Here is a 17,224-nt window from a genome sequence, read left to right as displayed (position 1 = left end):
AGGCTTTTTAGATAACAATGAATTGCTTGGCTTCAAAAGCCATACGGGGATTGAATTTTAAATGGTGTTAACCACGACGGCGATTAAAAAAACCGGAGTGCTCAAAAAAAATATCCACAGGTTGTGGCGGGGAATGGATCCAACAGGAAGATACCTATCGTACCAAATTTTTAATAAAAAAACAGACTTGACAGCCAATAATTCGCAAACAGATCACCGTAAATACCGCTGTTTTTGGTAAAATTTTGTATAATTATTAAAGTGGCGTCTTGGACAAGGATGATCGATTGCGTCGCACCGGTGTGATAACTCTGGCTATTTTACTTGCCTTGGTCGGGGCAATCCTGCCTCTTGGCGCTGCTTTTTATTTATCTTTCATCCGTGCGGTACAACTGGAAAAAGATTACCTGGCTGACATCAGCCAACGTGCCTTAACCCGTGCCTTCATTACGTTTGTCCAAGCCAACAGCACCCTGCAATCACTGGCCAATACCCCGGTCAAAAAGCCCTGCTCACCGGCTCATATTCATTTAATGCGTAAGATAACGCTGGATAATCGTGTCGTTGAAGAAGTGGGTTATTTTAAGCAAGGCAGGCTGGTATGCACAACCTGGGGACCGGTACGCGGCAAATTACCTCAATTCTCAGCCGATTACGTCACCGCCTATGGCGTCGAAGCGTCGTTTGACGCTCAATCCTTACTTGATGATCGCGAACACTTCATCGCGCTTAAATATAAAAATTACCAACTCCTCATCGATCCGAAGCGTTTCGTGGATATCATCGTCGATCCGGACATTCAGATTGCCATTGTGACGCGTAAAGGCCAACTGCTTGGGCAGCTTAATAATCCTGATCCGACCCTCATTAAACACTTGCTGACTAAGTATAAAGAAAACCAGGTCCATGGTTCGATGGCGGGCTATTTAGTCGGGATAGCCCAAAAAACCCAGTTCCTGGTGTTTTCGCTGGAACCCAAATCCCGTGTCTATGAGAATTTCAAGCAGACCCAATTGTTTTTTCTTCCCTTCGGGCTGCTTATCGCGCTGTTTGTGATTGGTATGGTTGTTTACTATTCCCGCCAGCGTCTTTCTCTGCTCGGTGAACTCGCGGTCGCCATTGAAAATCATGAATTAATTGCCCATTACCAACCCATTGTTGACTTAAAAACGGGCCAATGCATCGGTGCTGAGGCCCTGGCCCGCTGGCGGCGTCCCGACGGCTGGATGGTTAAACCTTATCTTTTCATCCCTCAGGCCGAAGACAGCGGCTTAATTTTAGGCATTACCGATAAAATCATTGAAGCCATCATTGAAGAACTCGGGCCTTTTTTATCCGCGCATCCGTCTCTACACATCTCCATCAATCTAAGTCCGCGCGATATCCAGAGCGGACGTATTCTGGATGTGCTTCACGACAAACTGAAAGGCACCGGCATCCAACCGAGTCAGATATGGCTAGAAGCCACCGAACGCGGCTTTCTTGAGGCTCAATCGGCCAAAGAGACCTTAACACGCGCCAGAGAAGCCGGGTACATTGTGGCGATTGATGATTTTGGTACTGGTTATTCAAGCTTGTCCTACCTGCAGAATTTCCCACTGGATATCTTAAAAATCGATAAATCATTCATTGATACCATTGGCATTGACGCCGCTTCAAGCAGCGTCACGCCGCACATCATTGAAATGGCAAAAACCTTAAATCTCGCGGTCGTCGCTGAAGGAATCGAGAAACCGGAACAAGTCGATTACCTTGTCCATCGTCACGTTGAATTCGGGCAAGGCTGGTTGTTTTCAAAGGCACTGTCAGCAGAACAGTTTATCGCCTATTGTGAAGGACATTCCTAAGGCAGTTACCAGAAAACTGGCAACTGCGTTCACTTCCTCAGTGACCATGCGAATGGGAATGGGAATGGGAATGGGAATGGGAATGGGAATGGGAATGGGAATGGGAATGACCATGATGATGGTGGTGCTGATGCACAGACGGTTGAACGACAACGGGTGCCGGTGGAAAAAAGACCGGGGCATGGCCATGGTGGTGCTGGTGTGTGGGTAAGCCATGGGGCTGATTCTGTCCATGCCCATGCGTTTGTCCCTGCGATTGAGCGGGGTGCCCATGGGAATGACCGTTTCCATTGAAAAAAGTCCCCTGATGGCGGTGCTGATTACTCATTCATTATCCTTACAAAGTTAATCCCATGACCACTATGCCTTTATTCTAAAAAATACGCAAACACGGTGTCACCCAAGGGTTACTTATCCTATAAAATTCATGCACTTGTCTATTTTTTGGTCATTTTTCGCAATCATTTCTATACTTAGTGGGAATCAGCAAAAAAGGAGATGTCATGAAGACACATGCAATCCGCCGTACCCCGCTCCTGTCTGCTTTACTGCTTGGCAGTGCATTGATGTTAGGTTTTGCCTATTCCACCTCAACGCAGGCCGCACAGGGGTGTGGATTTGGGTATCACATGACGGCATTTGGACGCTGCGTTCCCAATAGCCCAGGTCCCTGGGCAAGACCTGCTCCAGGACGTCCCGATTGCTGGATCAATGCCCGAGGTTTTCTACGCTGCTGGCGTTAAGCATCAATCCAGCGCCGATTCAGGCGCTGGATTTCAGGAGGATTAATGAAAATCCATCGACAGGCGGTAGACACACTCGGGGCTTACCGCCGATTCCGCCTGACTTGTTTTTTCTCCACATGCCTGCGTGAATTTATAACCGGCATAACACAACACCATCATCCCGGCTAAAGGCAATGAAACAGCCGCCGCAGCAATCAATGAGGCAGTAAAGACAACATTAAAAAGAAAGGAGTCCAGAAAAACGGCGAATGCCTCATCCTGCCTGGCCGTTAATTCAGGCAATGGTTGAATCCCTTTAAGACCGGATAGGCGGTTTGATTTTTCACGCGTGACCCGGCTGGCGGCCTGCCGGTATTGTTTAAACTCATTGGCTGAATTGTACATGGCATTGCCCACCATGCTAAGCAGCGCCAGAGCGCCCAGCAGAACCGGATTGACGGTCAGCAGGGTCATCGCAAACACCGTGCAAAGCAGGATCGCGGCAACCAGATTAAACACATGGTAGTCGCATTGGACTTGCCACTCATCGGCAAGCAGGTTGATCTGGCGATGAATAAGCGCGGCCTCCCAGGCCGTGATCTCCTCTTTCTTTTTACTCTTTAATTCCTGCAGACGCTGGCAATAATTTTTCATCTCAATGAGCCAACTGACCAACAGCATCACCGCATCCATCCCCAGGAATATCAAACTAAGACGGGCAGCCGCCGGGGCTGACAAGTTAACTAACTCCCGGTAATTATTAATAAAATTCACACTCGTCCACATGGAATCATCCATTAGGGTATAAATGCGCTTTTCAATTTCCTGCAGGAACACCTTTTTTAGCGACAGGTTGTCATTACTGGCGGCATGAATCAGGTGCTTGAGGAAGGTGGACGTATTAATCAGTAAACGCAAACCGTTTAAAGCCACACTGGAAACCCGCAGAACCCCCTGCATTTGATCCAGGACCTGCATGACCTCAGAAACCCCGCAGTAGACCCCCAGGGCTTGATTAAATCGCATAAACTCGGCTGAAACCCCCGAAGCCACCGCGAGGCGAATCACCTGATTGGCAAGTGAACGGCTGGTATTCCAATACGATCGTGCCGCGATCAGGCGGGCTACGTAACTGCGAACCCGGGCGGAACTTTTTACTGTTTTCCCCACGGAGACGGTGGTTTTTTTAAGCGTCAGCCACGGCGATAAAGGGGATTGATCACCCCTTATTTCAGGGTCCTCCGGTGTTTTTTCTAAAACAAAATCGTCTTGAATGAACCGGGTAATCGTTTGCTTTTTTAGGCGAATCTTTTCCAACTCGTCCGCTACGTAATCGACCGTATAATAATCCATTAACATTTGGCTTAAATAATCGAGGTAGAAAACGACTTCCTGATGGTTTTTCATTAACGATTGGTTAGCGATAAACAGCGAATAAAGACTTGAAAACTCAAATCGCAACTGATTTAGATTAAAGTCATCGATAAATGAAAAAGGGGGTGGGTGACTGGCTTTAAGTGATGGGTTAAAGAAACCCTGTCTGATAAGACCGATCCTTGACATAACCGATGATTATCCCTGGCAAATCCGTTACCCTCTCACTTATAACATGCCCCTGCCCATAAACCAATCCTACACCGATAACAAGCCTGCCACTGGCAGGCTTTGCCCTCAGATTAATGGCCGTTGCGATAAAATTGGACGCTGACTTCCGCGCTCATGCCAGGGCTTACCGTCAAGGTGCCGCTGGCATTGCCTGTGCTTTCGCTGAAATGGCCATTGAGATTGCCGTATTCCGTTTGAATAGTGACCACCCCATTACGGCAGGTGCCAGACAATTGCCGGGTCGTGTGACTGGGGCATATAAAGCTGCCGGAATCTTTATCCACCGCCAATTCAATGCTGAACTGGCCATTGCTGTTCACTGCACTGACCTTCCCGGCGCCATGGTAATGGCACTCGCCGGTCAACCAGCTCGAAGCCATGCCCTTTCCAGCCCAATTTCCTGCAATACTCTCACACTGGTTCAGCGAATTGGAGTAAAAAGTAAAATCGGCATAGGACCAATTAGCCAGCGACATCATTGCCATAAATCCTATTATTCTGTTTCGTTTCATAATCCTGCCTTGAATTTGCAATGTCAGTCATACAAACGCAAACCGCTTGCGCTTAAATTTAAACGCGATGATTATTACCTTATAAATCCATGAAATGCAACGAAAAAAAGAGAGGCATCCCCGTTCTTTAACAACAGGGAGAGACCTTGAAATATACCGAAAACACCCCATGTTCAGTTTAAAATAGAACAACAATCAAGTGAGAAACCATGCGCGCCCAAAGACCAGAAGACATTCTAGCGGATGCGGAAAATTATGCCTGCTACAACAACATTAACGTCAGAAAAGGCACCGTGGCCGCTGTGCTGCGTAACGCGGAAATCATGGCCAGCCCTTTAAGCAGTGAAGCCGAAAAGCAAGAGGCGTTGGCAATCATTTCCGAGTTAGCCCCTGGCCTGGTTGCCCTGGGGGTTCATGAACACCTGATTTTTAAAAATCCCGACATCCAGCAGAAAGTAGACCAGGCCGCCGCGACCATGCGAAATACCCCGGGCATAATGGCTGAGTGATTACAAATCAACCAGAACGTTAAAACCGCCATAAGCCATGCGTTTGCAATCAAACAGCTCGCCAAACTCGTCGATGTTCTGCTTGATGCGTGGATCGTCCATGACCCGCTTATTGACTTCATCCCGGTGTTCTCTGGATTTAAAGACAATGTAGGAAAAAATGACGACTTCGTTGGCTGATGCTCCGGCCAGCTTAGGAAAGGGAACCATGCCCTCAGCCGAGGTATCCTCTGCCACGCACTCACGAAAGGCCAAGGCACCGTGCTCCATCCATCGTTCACCCGCGGATTTGGCCATCTTGCGATAGGCCTCGATTTTATCCGCCGGAATAGGTAAAACAAATCCATCCACGTAGCTCATGTTTTTCTCCCTGGTTTTTTAACTTTTTTAAAGATAGCTCAGGATACCCGTTGACGCTCATTTAATTTTTTAACCATCATGTATATAAAAGTAGCAAATTAAGGATAGAAAATGCCTCGGCTTTTTACTCTAGGCCATTCGACCCATCCCCTCGCGGAATTTGCACCACCATGGCATTACTCAGGTGGCTGACATTCGTACGGTTCCATGTTCACGCCACGTGCCGTGGTTTAATCAACCCCAAGCTGAACTGATGCGTCTATACTAAAGGCAAGACACGACGGAATGGACAGACGATGAAACCCATGTTCCCCGCCTGCTTACTGCTGTTTAGCAGCGTTGCGCTTGCCGACCCCTACATCGGCGGTTCCTTTCAGGGCGATATCGGTCATTATGATAACGAGGCCATCGCCAAAGTCGTGAATGAAGCGAGCAAGGTATGCACCGACATGTTTAAAGGCGATTTTGAAATCACGCACTGGCTTTACAAACCCAAAGAGGATGAAGTTTACTTGACCGGCAATACCAGCCGCTGGTTCTATGACAAGGCAGGATGCAGCTACCGCCCAAGCGATCATTCCGCAACGGGCAGCCAATACCCTGCCCCACCCAATTTTTCGGGTGATTATGAAAAATTTTCCACAAAAAAGGATGGGACATAAGCGCCTTTCCCCGGGTGTATGCCATACTTAAAGGGATAGCCTATTAACTGCGGTGAATGTTAAGGGATTCTATGGTGTATACGGCAAAGGTGTATGTTGGCGATCGTTTGATTGCGGAAAAAGAAGGCAATGACATTGATAAGCTTTTTGCCTGGATGATTGCCCAGGCTCAAAATGGCTCGGGACGATGCCATGGTTCAATCGTGAATAACGACACCCAGGAAGTCATCAGAACGTTTAAAACCAATTCTGTTGAATAATTACAAAATGATTTATTTTCGCGCCGCTTTAACTGGCCTCTCTATTTTTTGAATGAGTTTATTGACCTCGCTGCGAAACACCTGTTTTTGGGGTAAATCCAGACAAGCCTGCAAGTCGGCCTGGTTAAGGTAGTCCGAAAGATAAAACAACTCCAGAAAGCGCTCATCCCTTAAATTTAATTCCCCCACATCGTTTAGTCCCTGATTGATAATCATTTCGGCAGCACGGCAACAAACGTAGGTGACGAGGCAATCCCTGAGCGCATCGCCCCCTATCGGATGGTGGGGGGGAGGCACACCCAGAGGCAGCAAATGATGACGTATTCCATCAACAATCTCTTGAGGCAGTTGCCAAGCTTGCGCTAACTCGCTGCCCACAATGGACGCATTGAGGCCCAATTCCTGTTGTTCTATTTTTGTCCTCTCAAACAGCGAATAATTTTCGATTAAATAATAGGCCAGTTGTGGCTTATACGTGATGATGGCCAGGTTGCCAATGTACGCCAGCAAGGCACGGGTTCCTAATTCTGCCGCATGACTCAGGCCCAATTGTTTCGCCAGGGGAAGCGCCAGCGAACTGGCTAAAAAACCTTGCGTCCAGATGGTTTTCAGGGCTTGATTAAGCCGTTTATCCGACGATTGAACATTGGCCTTCATCACGCATTGTAAAGCAATGTTTTTGACCATGTTGCTGCCTAAATACAGGATGGCATAATTTAAATGCGTTATTTTCTTTGTCAGATAAAATCCGCCGGAATTGACAGTGCGTAAAATTTTTGCCGCAATTTCTGCATCACTTTTGACCACCTGGTAGAGTTTTTCGGGGTTGTCGAGATTGCTCGTCAGCGCTTTCAGTAAAGGATGCGGTCGCGGCATGGATTGAGTCATTTTAATGATGTTATCCACGACCTCCGGATGGCATTCACTTCGGGTAATTAAATGGAAAGCAGCCAGTTCAGCGGGAGGCGTTAACGCAGGCGACGGTGCAATGACCGTCGGAACGGGCAACTCCGGTGACGGGATTATCAACCTGGCTTCCTGCGGAAGAAGGGAGGACGACCGGTAAAGAGGCGATTTGCGGTCTCGTTTTTGAGGCTTTACACCCACATAGAAAATGACAACCAGGATCATCAGCAGGATGGCGATGAAAATCATTTTCTTCTCCATGGTATGGGGGAGATTTTTTATCAATTTAAACTAAAATTGGCAAAAATCCTACTTTTTCCTGCCTCTCCCCTGCCAACGGCTGTTTTGATACACCCGGCGCGAAGGGTTACTCATCTATCATAAAGGAAACACTCAGGACCTTAACCGCTTCCCCTCCTCGATGTTATACCAAAGGTACATGTTGGCATCGTCGAGTAACTGCAGCATGAATCGTATCCGGTCGTACTTTGCCGCTTCTTTCGGCTTCTTCTCCTGCAAGATCTTTATCCGGTCATTCAGCCAATGGCAGGCTTCCACCCATGTCCTCTTTCCCGATTCAGCCTCGCGAATGGTTTGCAGCATGTGCGAATCCAGCGCGCTCACCTTCTTTTTATGGCCGTCCACAAAAATACTTTTACCCTGCAGTGGCTTCAATTTACGCGGCAGGGAAAGGATCTCTTCCGCCACATAATGGGCGACTTTCTGCGCCAGTTGTTCATATTCGGGTCGACTCACGGCAAAAAAACTACCGTCATTCATGATTCCAAACGCTGGACTGTGGCAACTGTACAGGAAATTCTCCTTAGGCAGTTTGACATGACCCATCACCTGTAAAACCCGTTGCACAAAACGAACAACGTCTCGATAGGAATCATCATTCTGCGAATCGCTGCCTTCCTCCGGGCCATTGTTACTGTGGATGACGATGGTGACACCGCGAACATCCTCTATCGCATAAAAAAAGCGGTAAAGCGCCCGGATTAAGTTTTTTTGATTGACCCCCATGTTGCGCTCAAAGGGTGAGTGAATGGCGGCACGGATATAATCATCCTCACAGCCAATATGCTCGGTTGCCGAATGGTACAGGGCCAGTTTTTTAACTGCTTCGCCCTCGCGATAAATCAACCCTATCCCCACACAGGAAGTCAATTCCGTGGTATAGAGGAAAGGGGTCGTCCTGGCATCGCCTTCGCGATAATGCGGATCAAGGAGGTATTTGACATTCACATAAAAGGGGTTTTCTTCCGTATGGGGAAGCAGTGCAGCGGGTGCGTCTGTTCGTTCATGTCGCGATTGCAATAAATCTCTCCTCAAATAGTCCTCTGTATACCATATCAAAAAACGAATGGGCAAATCATTTACTTAATCCACGGCTTTTGTCCTATTCTTTAATAAAGGGTCAGCCAAGGAAAAACCATGCCCCTGACAAAGGAAACCATGCATCTGTACTACGATCTTACCCCCACGAAAGACAGCGATGGCATTGTGGTGATGGTGGGCAAAAAAAAATCAACAGACAGTGATGAATCGCACCCGCCCTGCATTCTGTTTAAAGAAGGCTTGGGCGCCGCGGCGGACAGGGATGCTTCCCTCTTATTACAGGCCACAGGGTTACCCGGGTTTTTACCGGTTATTCACTCCGGCGATAATTACTTTATTCGCGCCGCGTACGACAAACCGTCCGGTAAATGGGCAGCCGTTGAGGGACAGACCGCAAGAATCATTGAGGATGCGTTGGACTTGTCATTGGCCATGCTGTCTGTGGGGGTTATCGATAAAGATCGAAAATTCATGAAAGGCAGCGGCGACATTGAATCCAGAAATGCAGTGATTGCCAATGGCCGGGTGGTGTTTTTTGATTTTGAGCCGCAACGGATTATTGATTGGAAAAAACCGTTAACGTCTGCCGATGCGGACAGCATCGCCACCTGGAAACTCACTTACGAAACCCTGATTAAATCACTGGCCATCAACCTGCATTTAAACCAGAAAAGCACCCAGGCGCTCCTGGACCGATTTTATGGAACGGCCGCAAAAATACTGGCCGATAAAGGCCCTGCGGCCATCAAACTATGGCAGCAACTCACAGCCCCGGAGGAAGCGGATTTGGGCGGCAGCTATACGCCGCCAAGCTTAAGCAGTGCCGGCGGTTATGTGCCTCCCGATGGGGGCAGCCGCCCGGTGCCCGAACCGAAACCAATCGCGGTCACGCCCATGAAAGCCTCCGCCTACGTCCCTGTCAAAATACCGCCTCCCACCGTCGCTGACATTTTTTTAGTCTTAAGCAAGCACCTTAATTCGCCTGGCCTGCCGGATGAAGCCATCGTCGATCGCATGGCGAGAATGGCCCATCGCTATGCCAATCATAAAAGTCAAAGCGAACCCAACGTGTACGATGCCCTGGAAAAGCTGATCAAAGCGCAAATCCCTCTCAAGGCGCAGGAAAAAGCCATTGGCATGGTCGACGGAGTCAAAAAATTTTTAGACAATGCTTACAGAACCCAACTCCACGATCCCGATGAACTGGGCGCAAGACCGCGTGGACCCTGGGGCCGCAGCAGCTAGTTCACATTCATTTTGACGCGGGATGTTTATCAAGGCAAAATGGATCGTTGTCCAAGCAGGATTTTAGGGCCAGCCAAAAGGGCGAGACTAACCATGTCATTATTAGCCAAACTAAAAGAATACTACCGGGCCTCAGCCGAAAACCGTCTCCAGATCCACCTGTTTCTGGGGTTTGTCATCATTCCTGTCATTGGCATGACTCTCTTATACCTTTTTGTTCTCATTTTCTGGCTTTAAATACTTCCCGTTCATTGGGCTGATTTAATATTGTGCTAATAATTGCCCTTTATCATGGAGGTCCGGTTATTCTATTCTGACGTGAATGATGCGAACTCTTGTTCTGGCTTTTTTAAGTCTCCTGCTGGTCAATCCGCTGGCAGCCCAATCCGTTAAGCCCAATCAACTTTATTATCACCTCGGTTTTCCAGTGGCTCTTGACGAGCAGACGGAAAATCTTATCCTGAACGACAACACACGCGATTTGCTGATTGCCAACCTGGTGGCAGGAGCAATGTATGCTTATTTGATTCATCAGCATGATCCACAGCTGGCGTTTGACACCGACTACATTGCGGGCTCCCTGTTTGGGCAGTTGCTGCAGGAAAACCTGCAAACCGCGGCTTACAAAAGCACCTCCCCCTGGATAAATCCCGATCCCGCCATCCGCTCCATGTTGCTTGCACCCGGACAGGGCGGCCCTTACCAAATCAATGATTACAGCAAACGGCTGGAAAGCGGCGTAGGACTGATCAACTTTACCGTACTGCAAAAGAGTTTAGGCTATCGCATCGAAGATCAGGACAGTGGTCAACAAACCGTAAAAAAAGGCCCTGACAGTCTCGACAATAAATACTTTGGCCCCCTGGCCGCGGCCTATTTCCAATACAATACCTTACTCAGGCTTTATGCCATCAATCAGGATCCCTGGGGGCCATCAGCCGCTGATTTTGGGGCTTGCCTGCGCAACCTGCAGAATCCCGATAAGAATATCCTGGACATGATTCTGAATGCCGGCTACAACGCCGGGCCATGGGCCACCATCACCAAAACCTATATTCATCTTTGTGCCAATGCCGACAAGCCTGCGTTTAGCAGCCAAATCAACCACATCAATGATTACACCTTGAGTGATACCGCCTATCAACAGGCGATTGATACCCGGGAAGCGGCGGGCAGTACGTTTATTCTCTACCCACGGCAAATCCGCTTTTACCTCGATGAGCTTTACAATAACCCGACCCCGCTGCCAACCCATACGGCATTCAGTCTGCCGCTCAACGAGGTTCGCTCTGTTTTTGCACAATCCATGCACACCCTCGGCCGGGTGACTCAGGATCACTACGAAGACATTACGATTAAGGCGGCTGAAACGGCTTTTGATGCGGCGGCTCAGGGTTTATCACTCACCTTAAACGACACGCTAGACATGGGTAACCGTGAACAACGGCAGCAATTGTTTCGCTTGCTGGAGAACGCCATTGCCAATCTGGCATCGCAACTGGCCATGGATTTCAGTGAAACCACCGAAAGGGATTGGGTTCGCGCGAACCCACAGGCCTGAAGCTAGTCGCCGTGGTGCTCGCGGGTAAATTTTTTAATTTCCGGCAGAATAATATGGGAAAATTTTCTGCCGTTAAACAGGCCATAATGGCCTACACCCATGGCCAGAAAATACTCCTTCATGCTGTCAGGTAGATTTTTGCACAAATCAATCACAGCCCGCGTTTGCCCAAGCCCGGTGATGTCATCGTGCTCGCCTTCAATCACCAGAATGGCGGTCTTTTTAATGTCTTGCAGGCGAATGCTGCGGCCTTTGGATTTGTAGCGGCCTTTCACCAGCAGGCTTTCCTGAAACACCGTATGAATGGTTTGCATGTAAAATTCCGCGGTTAAATCCATGGTGGCAAAGTATTCAAGGTAAAATTCAATGATTTTAAAGGCTTCATCCCTTTTCTTTAAGGCAAACTTATCAATGGCGTTTTTAAGGGATTCCAGATGCCTTTGCATGTTCATGCTTAAAAAGCCCGACAATTGCATGAATCCGGGATAAACCAGACGCATGGCGCCCGGGAATCGGGCAGGAACCATGGTAATCACATTCTGCTGAAACCAGTCATCACCGCGTGAAACCGCCAGTTCATTGACGGAGGTTGGTGATTGACTGGTATCGATAGGCCCACCGAGTAAAATGGCGCAATGCGGCGTTTTGGGGTCATTCTCAGTCGACATCATGGCCAGTGCGGCCAATGTTGGCACGGTCGGTTGGCACACCGCCATGACATTGACGTCAGGCCCTAAAAGTTGAAAATAAGAAATCAGGTATTCAATGAAATCATCCAGATCAAAGGCCCCTTCTTTCAGCGGCACGTCACGGGCGTTTTTCCAGTCGGTGATGTAGACATCGTAACAAGGCAGCATGGATTTGACCGTGCCGCGAAGCAAGGTGGCATAATGCCCGGACATGGGCGCCACCAGCAACAATTTGGGAAGTGTCTTCTCGAAGCCCTTCTTGCGAAAGCGCAACAGATTGCAAAAGCTTTTCCGGTCGACGATTTCTTCTTCTATGTCGTAATAATCATCGCCTATCTTCACTTCGGTGATATTAAAATGCGGCTTATCATAGATATTGGTCATCATATGAAAAACATAAAAATACCCGGACAACTCACGGTTAAACCGCACGCCTGAATCAAGAAAACCAGCCATGAGCTGGGTCTGGTCTTCCGAGAGGTAGGGAATTCTCACCGGCAAGTCCATGCTGTCGGCCACCCGCCTGAACCGGCGGGACATGGTCAGGCAATAGTCAGAATAAGGTTGCAGGGCACTCATGCCCCAATCATACCAGTTGTAAATCGAACGATTATCAAGCGGGTGCAACATGGTTCGCTTCCTTCCCTGCATGCAACATGGTTGAATAGCTACAGTATAGATCAGGATGGATTTTTTTGTTTATCATGGAGTTAGGACCAGGAAAACGTCCAATTGATCAAAGATGGAATTATTGGTACAATATTTGTCCAATTAATTGGTGTTTATTCTTCATGCAAGACAAGTACTCTTTTTTTACCGCCAAGACAGCGTTTACAGTTGCGACTGAGGCTGACCATACCCCACTCCATGCTGCAATATCCTCCTGCACCTCGGCCTCGGAAATAATCCATTATGTGACTCAAACCAATCAGCAGCACCTGGCCAGAATGCTTCACACCCCCAATAAGAAAGGGTTACTGCCCATTCATCTGATTAGGGGTTTATCAATCGCCCCCGAGGAAAAGGAAGCCCTTTATCAGTGTTTGTTGCCGCACATGAAGCCGTCCGTCCCCTCCCTGGCCACACCCGTCGATTTAAAAACGATTTGCAATCAATACAAAATACAGCCAGACAGTCCTTTGTACGGCACTGTGAAAATTGCTTGCCTTTTAGTCAATCAGATCCGCCAAACGGATTTTTTATCGTCAACGCACCCAGACATCAGTGGGAAAGACGCCGAGGACATTGAGCTATTGCACAGAGAAATAAAGGGCTGTCGCAATGAAGCGGACAGAAAAAAATACGAACACCTGTTTACCGACAAAGACGTAACTTACCAAAACGAGGAAGACGACGAATACTGCTCCATAACTGCCCATTTCACACCCTCTGTCCGTAACACCCTGCTCCAAACCTACGCCGAAATCCCATTAGCTGCCAAAAAGGCCAATTGCGCGGAATTTAGTGACATTTTTGTTCATCTCTTCAATAAATTGAATCTGAAAAATGAGCGCATCGAACTGTTTGAAATCAGCAATAGCGATCATGGTTTTGTGGTATTAAACCGTGATCCGGACAGTAATCCTGCCCAGTTTAAAACCTGGGGCGATCGGGCCCTTGTTGTCGACGTCTGGGCGGGGAAAATCTACCCGGCCACCTCAATTCCGGAGCAGTTGAGCACTTTCTCTTCAATGGACATCACCCTGGGTAAGGCAACCAGGCACTACGTCTTTATCGCGCCTTTTATCCCGGGATACCATACTCTGGCATTGGATACCGATGTCTCGCTGGTGGAGGAGACGGTTCAATTTAAACTAGCCCCAAACTCGTATGTGGGTGGATGGATTAAATGCCTAAACCTGTCTCTAAAAGAACTCTTTTTATTCCATGGTTACATTAAACCGCTGCTCAAAGAATTAATCGCAGAAAAAAAACTGAACGAGTATGAACTGGCGGAACTGGAATATCCCGTGGAAACCCTCATCTACACTTTTCTTGATCCCTATTATTTAAAACAACTTACTCACGGTCAGGTTTACTTAAAAGACATTGAAGATCGGCATATTATCGACGAGGTCCCTCACCCCATGGGTTATGAGATGCCCGAGTTATCAAGCCCGCAAGAGACGGCCGTTGGTCAGGGGCAACTGGCAAAATAAGTCCCTGATATATTGAAGATTCCTGCCACTTCCGATAAATTGAACCAGGTGTCTTTATGTATCAATGTACATAAAATCATAATCTGGAAGCCCTCCAGACCATCAGTCAGGGAATGAGTATGGAATTCGAAATTAATTCGGCAAAGGACGTCGACAGTGTATCGCCCTGGTGGCGCAGGGCAGTCTTTATTGTGATGGCTTTAGGCTTTAGTGTCCTGATTGCATTGACAGCCAAAGTCTACCGCGACGCGCCCCCTATTCCCGACCGTGTGGTGAACGCCCAGGGGCAGGTAATTTTTACCAAAGACAACATCCTGGCCGGGCAAGCCGTTTTTCTGAAATACGGATTAATGGACAATGGCAGCATCTGGGGACACGGCGCCTACCTTGGTCCCGATTTTTCTGCTCAGTACCTGCATAATTTAACCCAAAACCTTCATGATGACTTCGCCCAATCGCGTTACCAAAAGTCATTTAATCAACTGAATGAGGGCGAACAGGCGATGGCCCGCTCCCTTACCCAGCTGGTTTTAAAAACCAACCGCTACAATCCGCAAACCGGCATTTTAACGGTAAGCGACAGCGAAGCGGCTTCTTATGTCAGGCAGATTGACTGGTGGGCGGCCTATTTTACCAAAACTGCTGACAATGGCGGTTTGCCGGCCAATTTTATTACCCGGGGCGACGAATTAAATAATCTGGTTGCTTTTTTTGCCTGGACGGCCTGGGCGTCCGTCACTAACCGCCCGGGTCAAACGACCACCTACACCAACAATTTCCCCTATGACCCGGATGCTGGGAATTTTCTCAGCGGTTCTGCTGTCCTCTGGAGCGCCCTGAGCCTGATTGCGCTTTTAGGTGGGACTGCCCTGGTGCTTTTAGCCTTTGGCAAATTTGATTACCTGGGATGGAAACGAAGCCGGGAGAAAATCCTTCCGCGATTTGCTATCGGTGATCCCACCCGAAGCCAGAAAGCCACCATCAAATTTTTTGTGGTGGTGATGTTACTGTTTTTTGCACAAACGCTGGTTGGCGGTCTTACTGCGCATTACCGCGCAGAACCCGGCGATTTTTACGGGCTCGACTTGTCATCCATCTTTCCGAGCAACGTCGTGCGCACCTGGCATCTGCAACTGGCCATCTTCTGGATAGCCACGTCCTATGTTGCCGGCGCCCTGCTGCTGTCCCGTGAATTGGGTGGACGTGAAGTCAAACACCAGACCCTCTTTACCCATGGATTGTTTGCAGCCCTTTTTGTGGTAGTTGCCGGCAGTTTACTGGGTGAATGGGCAGGGACTTTCCAGTGGTTGAAGGAGTACTGGTTCTGGTTTGGCCAACAGGGCTGGGAATACCTTGAGCTTGGGCGATTCTGGCAGATTCTCTTAGCCCTGGGTTTGATTTTCTGGTTATTCCTGTTGGTACGCAACGTCATGCCGGTTATTCATGATCCTGAATTACGGGAAATATCGCGTCTGTTCCTTTTCGCGGCACTGGCAATACCCGTTTTTTACCTGCCGGCGATGTTTTTTGACAGCACCACCCACTATTCAATTGTCGACACCTGGCGGTTTTGGATTATTCATCTGTGGGTTGAAGGGTTTTTCGAGTTCTTTGTCACTGTACTGGTTGCACTCATTCTGTTAGGCCTTGGCGTGGTTGCGCGTACCACAGCAGTCCGGGTGATTTATCTGGACGCTATTCTTTATTTTGGCGGCGGTCTCATTGGCACCGGTCATCATTGGTATTTTAATGGCCACAGCGAAGCCAACATGGCCTTCAGCGCGGTGTTTTCCGCCATGGAAGTCATTCCCTTGACCTTACTGACCCTCGATGCCTGGGATTTTATTCGCGTCACCGAAATGGAGCGCCTCCCCTCCGGAGAGCCTGTGCATATCCCGCATAAATGGACCTTTTATTTTATCATGGCCGTCGGTTTCTGGAATTTTGTCGGTGCCGGGATCCTTGGTTTCCTGATCAACCTACCGGTCGTCAGTTATTTTGAAATTGGCACCATGCTTACGCCAAATCATGGGCATGCGGCCATGATGGGCGTTTTTGGCATGCTGGCTCTGGCTTTGCTGGTTTTTGCCATGCGCCATGTGTCGACTGATGCTCAATGGCAGTCCTTGGAGCGTTATGTCAAACTTTCTTTCATTGGTTTAAATGCAGGGCTTGTCTTAATGCTAATCATGAGTTTATTCCCGGGCGGCATCATGCAGCTTGTGGATGTGCTGCATCACGGTTATTGGCATGCCCGAAGCCTTGAGTACACCGCCCTGCACAGCGCACGCCTTATTGAATGGTTGCGCACCCCCGGGGATGTTATTTTTATAGTTTTTGGCGTGGTTCCCTTATTGATCGCTGTTTTACGTTGTTACTTCAACATTCGTTCAAAACCAGCGCAACTCATTGACCTGCCTGCATCGAGTGTCCCTGGCAGCGAGTGATCCCCGGATAACTTCATGAAGCCCTCCGCAGGATGGGCCCCACCTTCAGACTTCCAAAGCACTCGGCTCGCCTCGTCCTGGGTAACTCCTGTACACCGGGGAATTTCTTCTCTGATCAACGGGTTTTACAGGGTATACACAGACTTATCCACAGTTATTGTGGATAATGCTGTCGTTACGCATGGAGCCAATGGCTGAAAAAATCAGGCGCAGGCTGGTATTTTAGATGGTCGTCATGGATAGGTTGGGAAAAAAGACGGGCTGTTTAAAAAAGATATCCACAGGCTGTTGTGGTGTTGGAATAGTGAAACTGCCCCAACAGAATATCAGAAAAGAAATAAAAATACAGTCTTGACATCGGTTAATGTCATTAAAATGAAAACAGGATTACACAGA

The 17,224-nt window shown here is 48.4% G+C and carries 17 protein-coding genes; 10 read left to right on the top strand and 7 right to left on the bottom strand.

Annotation, left to right across the window (positions count from 1 at the left end):
* The first annotated feature begins 269 nt into the window (after nucleotides 1-269).
* Nucleotides 270-1,847, top strand: a complete 1,578-nt coding sequence (locus DYE45_RS06495; protein ID WP_207393850.1) for an EAL domain-containing protein — start codon at nucleotides 270-272, stop codon at nucleotides 1,845-1,847.
* Here DYE45_RS06495 and DYE45_RS06490 read toward each other — a convergent pair.
* Nucleotides 1,806-2,138 carry a hypothetical protein gene (locus DYE45_RS06490; RefSeq protein ID WP_115300635.1) on the bottom strand — a complete coding sequence of 111 codons (333 nt, stop codon included), beginning with the start codon at nucleotides 2,136-2,138 and terminating at the stop codon, nucleotides 1,806-1,808. The two genes, DYE45_RS06495 and DYE45_RS06490, sit on opposite strands and share 42 nt — an antisense overlap.
* 212 nt (nucleotides 2,139-2,350) lie before the next feature.
* On the opposite strand from DYE45_RS06490, the gene DYE45_RS06485 reads away from it, so the two are divergent.
* The gene (locus DYE45_RS06485) at nucleotides 2,351-2,590 is read left to right on the top strand and encodes a GCG_CRPN prefix-to-repeats domain-containing protein (RefSeq protein WP_108291935.1); all 240 of its coding nucleotides are present in this window, start codon (nucleotides 2,351-2,353) and stop codon (nucleotides 2,588-2,590) included.
* 42 nt (nucleotides 2,591-2,632) lie between these two features.
* On the opposite strand, the gene DYE45_RS06480 is transcribed toward DYE45_RS06485, so the two are convergent.
* Nucleotides 2,633-4,135 carry a hypothetical protein gene (locus DYE45_RS06480; RefSeq protein WP_115300634.1) on the bottom strand — a complete coding sequence of 501 codons (1,503 nt, stop codon included), beginning with the start codon at nucleotides 4,133-4,135 and terminating at the stop codon, nucleotides 2,633-2,635.
* A 113-nt stretch (nucleotides 4,136-4,248) separates the two neighbouring features.
* Nucleotides 4,249-4,689, bottom strand: coding sequence for a hypothetical protein (locus DYE45_RS06475; protein ID WP_108291939.1), 441 nt, complete (start codon nucleotides 4,687-4,689; stop codon nucleotides 4,249-4,251).
* Between the two features lie 209 nt (nucleotides 4,690-4,898).
* Here DYE45_RS06475 and DYE45_RS06470 point away from each other — a divergent pair, with 209 nt between their 5' ends.
* Nucleotides 4,899-5,198, top strand: coding sequence for a hypothetical protein (locus DYE45_RS06470; RefSeq protein ID WP_115300633.1), 300 nt, complete (start codon nucleotides 4,899-4,901; stop codon nucleotides 5,196-5,198).
* Here the strand turns inward: DYE45_RS06470 and DYE45_RS06465 are convergent, their stop codons facing one another.
* Nucleotides 5,199-5,558: a DUF1428 domain-containing protein gene (locus DYE45_RS06465; protein WP_108291943.1), complete on the bottom strand. Its 360-nt coding sequence runs from the start codon at nucleotides 5,556-5,558 to the stop codon at nucleotides 5,199-5,201. It abuts the gene before it with no gap.
* 296 nt (nucleotides 5,559-5,854) lie between these two features.
* On the opposite strand from DYE45_RS06465, the gene DYE45_RS06460 reads away from it, so the two are divergent.
* A complete protein-coding gene (locus DYE45_RS06460; RefSeq protein WP_108291945.1) occupies nucleotides 5,855-6,220 on the top strand; it encodes a hypothetical protein in 366 nt (121 codons plus the stop codon).
* A 56-nt stretch (nucleotides 6,221-6,276) separates the two neighbouring features.
* Nucleotides 6,277-6,480 carry a hypothetical protein gene (locus DYE45_RS06455; RefSeq protein ID WP_133138143.1) on the top strand — a complete coding sequence of 68 codons (204 nt, stop codon included), beginning with the start codon at nucleotides 6,277-6,279 and terminating at the stop codon, nucleotides 6,478-6,480.
* 12 nt (nucleotides 6,481-6,492) lie between these two features.
* Here DYE45_RS06455 and DYE45_RS06450 read toward each other — a convergent pair whose 3' ends face one another.
* Together DYE45_RS06450 and DYE45_RS06445 are read right to left on the bottom strand one after the other, a co-directional pair.
* Nucleotides 6,493-7,635, bottom strand: coding sequence for an HDOD domain-containing protein (locus tag DYE45_RS06450; RefSeq protein ID WP_160160688.1), 1,143 nt, complete (start codon nucleotides 7,633-7,635; stop codon nucleotides 6,493-6,495).
* 144 nt (nucleotides 7,636-7,779) lie between these two features.
* Nucleotides 7,780-8,706 carry a hypothetical protein gene (locus DYE45_RS06445; protein WP_115300631.1) on the bottom strand — a complete coding sequence of 309 codons (927 nt, stop codon included), beginning with the start codon at nucleotides 8,704-8,706 and terminating at the stop codon, nucleotides 7,780-7,782.
* A gap of 117 nt (nucleotides 8,707-8,823) precedes the next feature.
* On the opposite strand from DYE45_RS06445, the gene DYE45_RS06440 reads away from it, so the two are divergent.
* From DYE45_RS06440 to DYE45_RS06435, 3 genes are all read left to right on the top strand, one after another.
* Nucleotides 8,824-9,972 carry a hypothetical protein gene (locus DYE45_RS06440; RefSeq protein ID WP_115300630.1) on the top strand — a complete coding sequence of 383 codons (1,149 nt, stop codon included), beginning with the start codon at nucleotides 8,824-8,826 and terminating at the stop codon, nucleotides 9,970-9,972.
* Between the two features lie 93 nt (nucleotides 9,973-10,065).
* The gene (locus tag DYE45_RS14770; RefSeq protein ID WP_165481666.1) at nucleotides 10,066-10,209 is read left to right on the top strand and encodes a hypothetical protein; all 144 of its coding nucleotides are present in this window, start codon (nucleotides 10,066-10,068) and stop codon (nucleotides 10,207-10,209) included.
* An 85-nt stretch (nucleotides 10,210-10,294) separates the two neighbouring features.
* The gene (locus tag DYE45_RS06435) at nucleotides 10,295-11,533 is read left to right on the top strand and encodes a hypothetical protein (RefSeq protein WP_108291955.1); all 1,239 of its coding nucleotides are present in this window, start codon (nucleotides 10,295-10,297) and stop codon (nucleotides 11,531-11,533) included.
* A 2-nt stretch (nucleotides 11,534-11,535) separates the two neighbouring features.
* Here DYE45_RS06435 and phaZ read toward each other — a convergent pair whose 3' ends face one another.
* Entirely contained in the window at nucleotides 11,536-12,852 is a 1,317-nt protein-coding gene (gene phaZ / locus DYE45_RS06430; RefSeq protein WP_108291957.1) for a polyhydroxyalkanoate depolymerase, read from the bottom strand.
* 161 nt (nucleotides 12,853-13,013) lie between these two features.
* On the opposite strand from phaZ, the gene DYE45_RS06425 reads away from it, so the two are divergent.
* Nucleotides 13,014-14,381 (top strand): hypothetical protein, encoded by a 1,368-nt coding sequence (locus tag DYE45_RS06425; protein WP_115300629.1) that lies wholly within the window; start codon nucleotides 13,014-13,016, stop codon nucleotides 14,379-14,381.
* A 119-nt stretch (nucleotides 14,382-14,500) separates the two neighbouring features.
* The gene (locus DYE45_RS06420) at nucleotides 14,501-16,828 is read left to right on the top strand and encodes a nitric-oxide reductase large subunit (RefSeq protein ID WP_207393849.1); all 2,328 of its coding nucleotides are present in this window, start codon (nucleotides 14,501-14,503) and stop codon (nucleotides 16,826-16,828) included.
* Nucleotides 16,829-17,224: the final 396 nt, after the last annotated feature.

The sequence above is a fragment of the Legionella taurinensis genome (assembly GCF_900452865.1).
Taxonomy (GTDB): domain Bacteria; phylum Pseudomonadota; class Gammaproteobacteria; order Legionellales; family Legionellaceae; genus Legionella_C; species Legionella_C taurinensis.
The sequence above is the reverse complement of the archived record's forward strand: the minus strand, read 5'-3'. Positions and strand labels throughout refer to the sequence as shown.

What these genes read in the sequence shown, in the direction of transcription:
- DYE45_RS06485 (WP_108291935.1), top strand. Translation starts at nt 2,351, where the DNA reads ATGAAGACACATGCAATCCGCCGTACCCCGCTCCTGTCTGCTTTACTG.
- DYE45_RS14770 (WP_165481666.1), top strand. Translation starts at nt 10,066, where the DNA reads ATGTCATTATTAGCCAAACTAAAAGAATACTACCGGGCCTCAGCCGAA.
- DYE45_RS06425 (WP_115300629.1), top strand. Translation starts at nt 13,014, where the DNA reads ATGCAAGACAAGTACTCTTTTTTTACCGCCAAGACAGCGTTTACAGTT.
- DYE45_RS06490 (WP_115300635.1), bottom strand. Translation starts at nt 2,138, where the DNA reads ATGGAAACGGTCATTCCCATGGGCACCCCGCTCAATCGCAGGGACAAA.
- DYE45_RS06465 (WP_108291943.1), bottom strand. Translation starts at nt 5,558, where the DNA reads ATGAGCTACGTGGATGGATTTGTTTTACCTATTCCGGCGGATAAAATC.
- DYE45_RS06460 (WP_108291945.1), top strand. Translation starts at nt 5,855, where the DNA reads ATGAAACCCATGTTCCCCGCCTGCTTACTGCTGTTTAGCAGCGTTGCG.
- DYE45_RS06450 (WP_160160688.1), bottom strand. Translation starts at nt 7,635, where the DNA reads ATGATTTTCATCGCCATCCTGCTGATGATCCTGGTTGTCATTTTCTAT.
- DYE45_RS06420 (WP_207393849.1), top strand. Translation starts at nt 14,501, where the DNA reads ATGGAATTCGAAATTAATTCGGCAAAGGACGTCGACAGTGTATCGCCC.
- DYE45_RS06475 (WP_108291939.1), bottom strand. Translation starts at nt 4,689, where the DNA reads ATGAAACGAAACAGAATAATAGGATTTATGGCAATGATGTCGCTGGCT.
- DYE45_RS06455 (WP_133138143.1), top strand. Translation starts at nt 6,277, where the DNA reads ATGTTAAGGGATTCTATGGTGTATACGGCAAAGGTGTATGTTGGCGAT.
- DYE45_RS06435 (WP_108291955.1), top strand. Translation starts at nt 10,295, where the DNA reads ATGATGCGAACTCTTGTTCTGGCTTTTTTAAGTCTCCTGCTGGTCAAT.
- DYE45_RS06440 (WP_115300630.1), top strand. Translation starts at nt 8,824, where the DNA reads ATGCCCCTGACAAAGGAAACCATGCATCTGTACTACGATCTTACCCCC.
- DYE45_RS06480 (WP_115300634.1), bottom strand. Translation starts at nt 4,135, where the DNA reads ATGTCAAGGATCGGTCTTATCAGACAGGGTTTCTTTAACCCATCACTT.
- DYE45_RS06470 (WP_115300633.1), top strand. Translation starts at nt 4,899, where the DNA reads ATGCGCGCCCAAAGACCAGAAGACATTCTAGCGGATGCGGAAAATTAT.
- phaZ (WP_108291957.1), bottom strand. Translation starts at nt 12,852, where the DNA reads ATGTTGCACCCGCTTGATAATCGTTCGATTTACAACTGGTATGATTGG.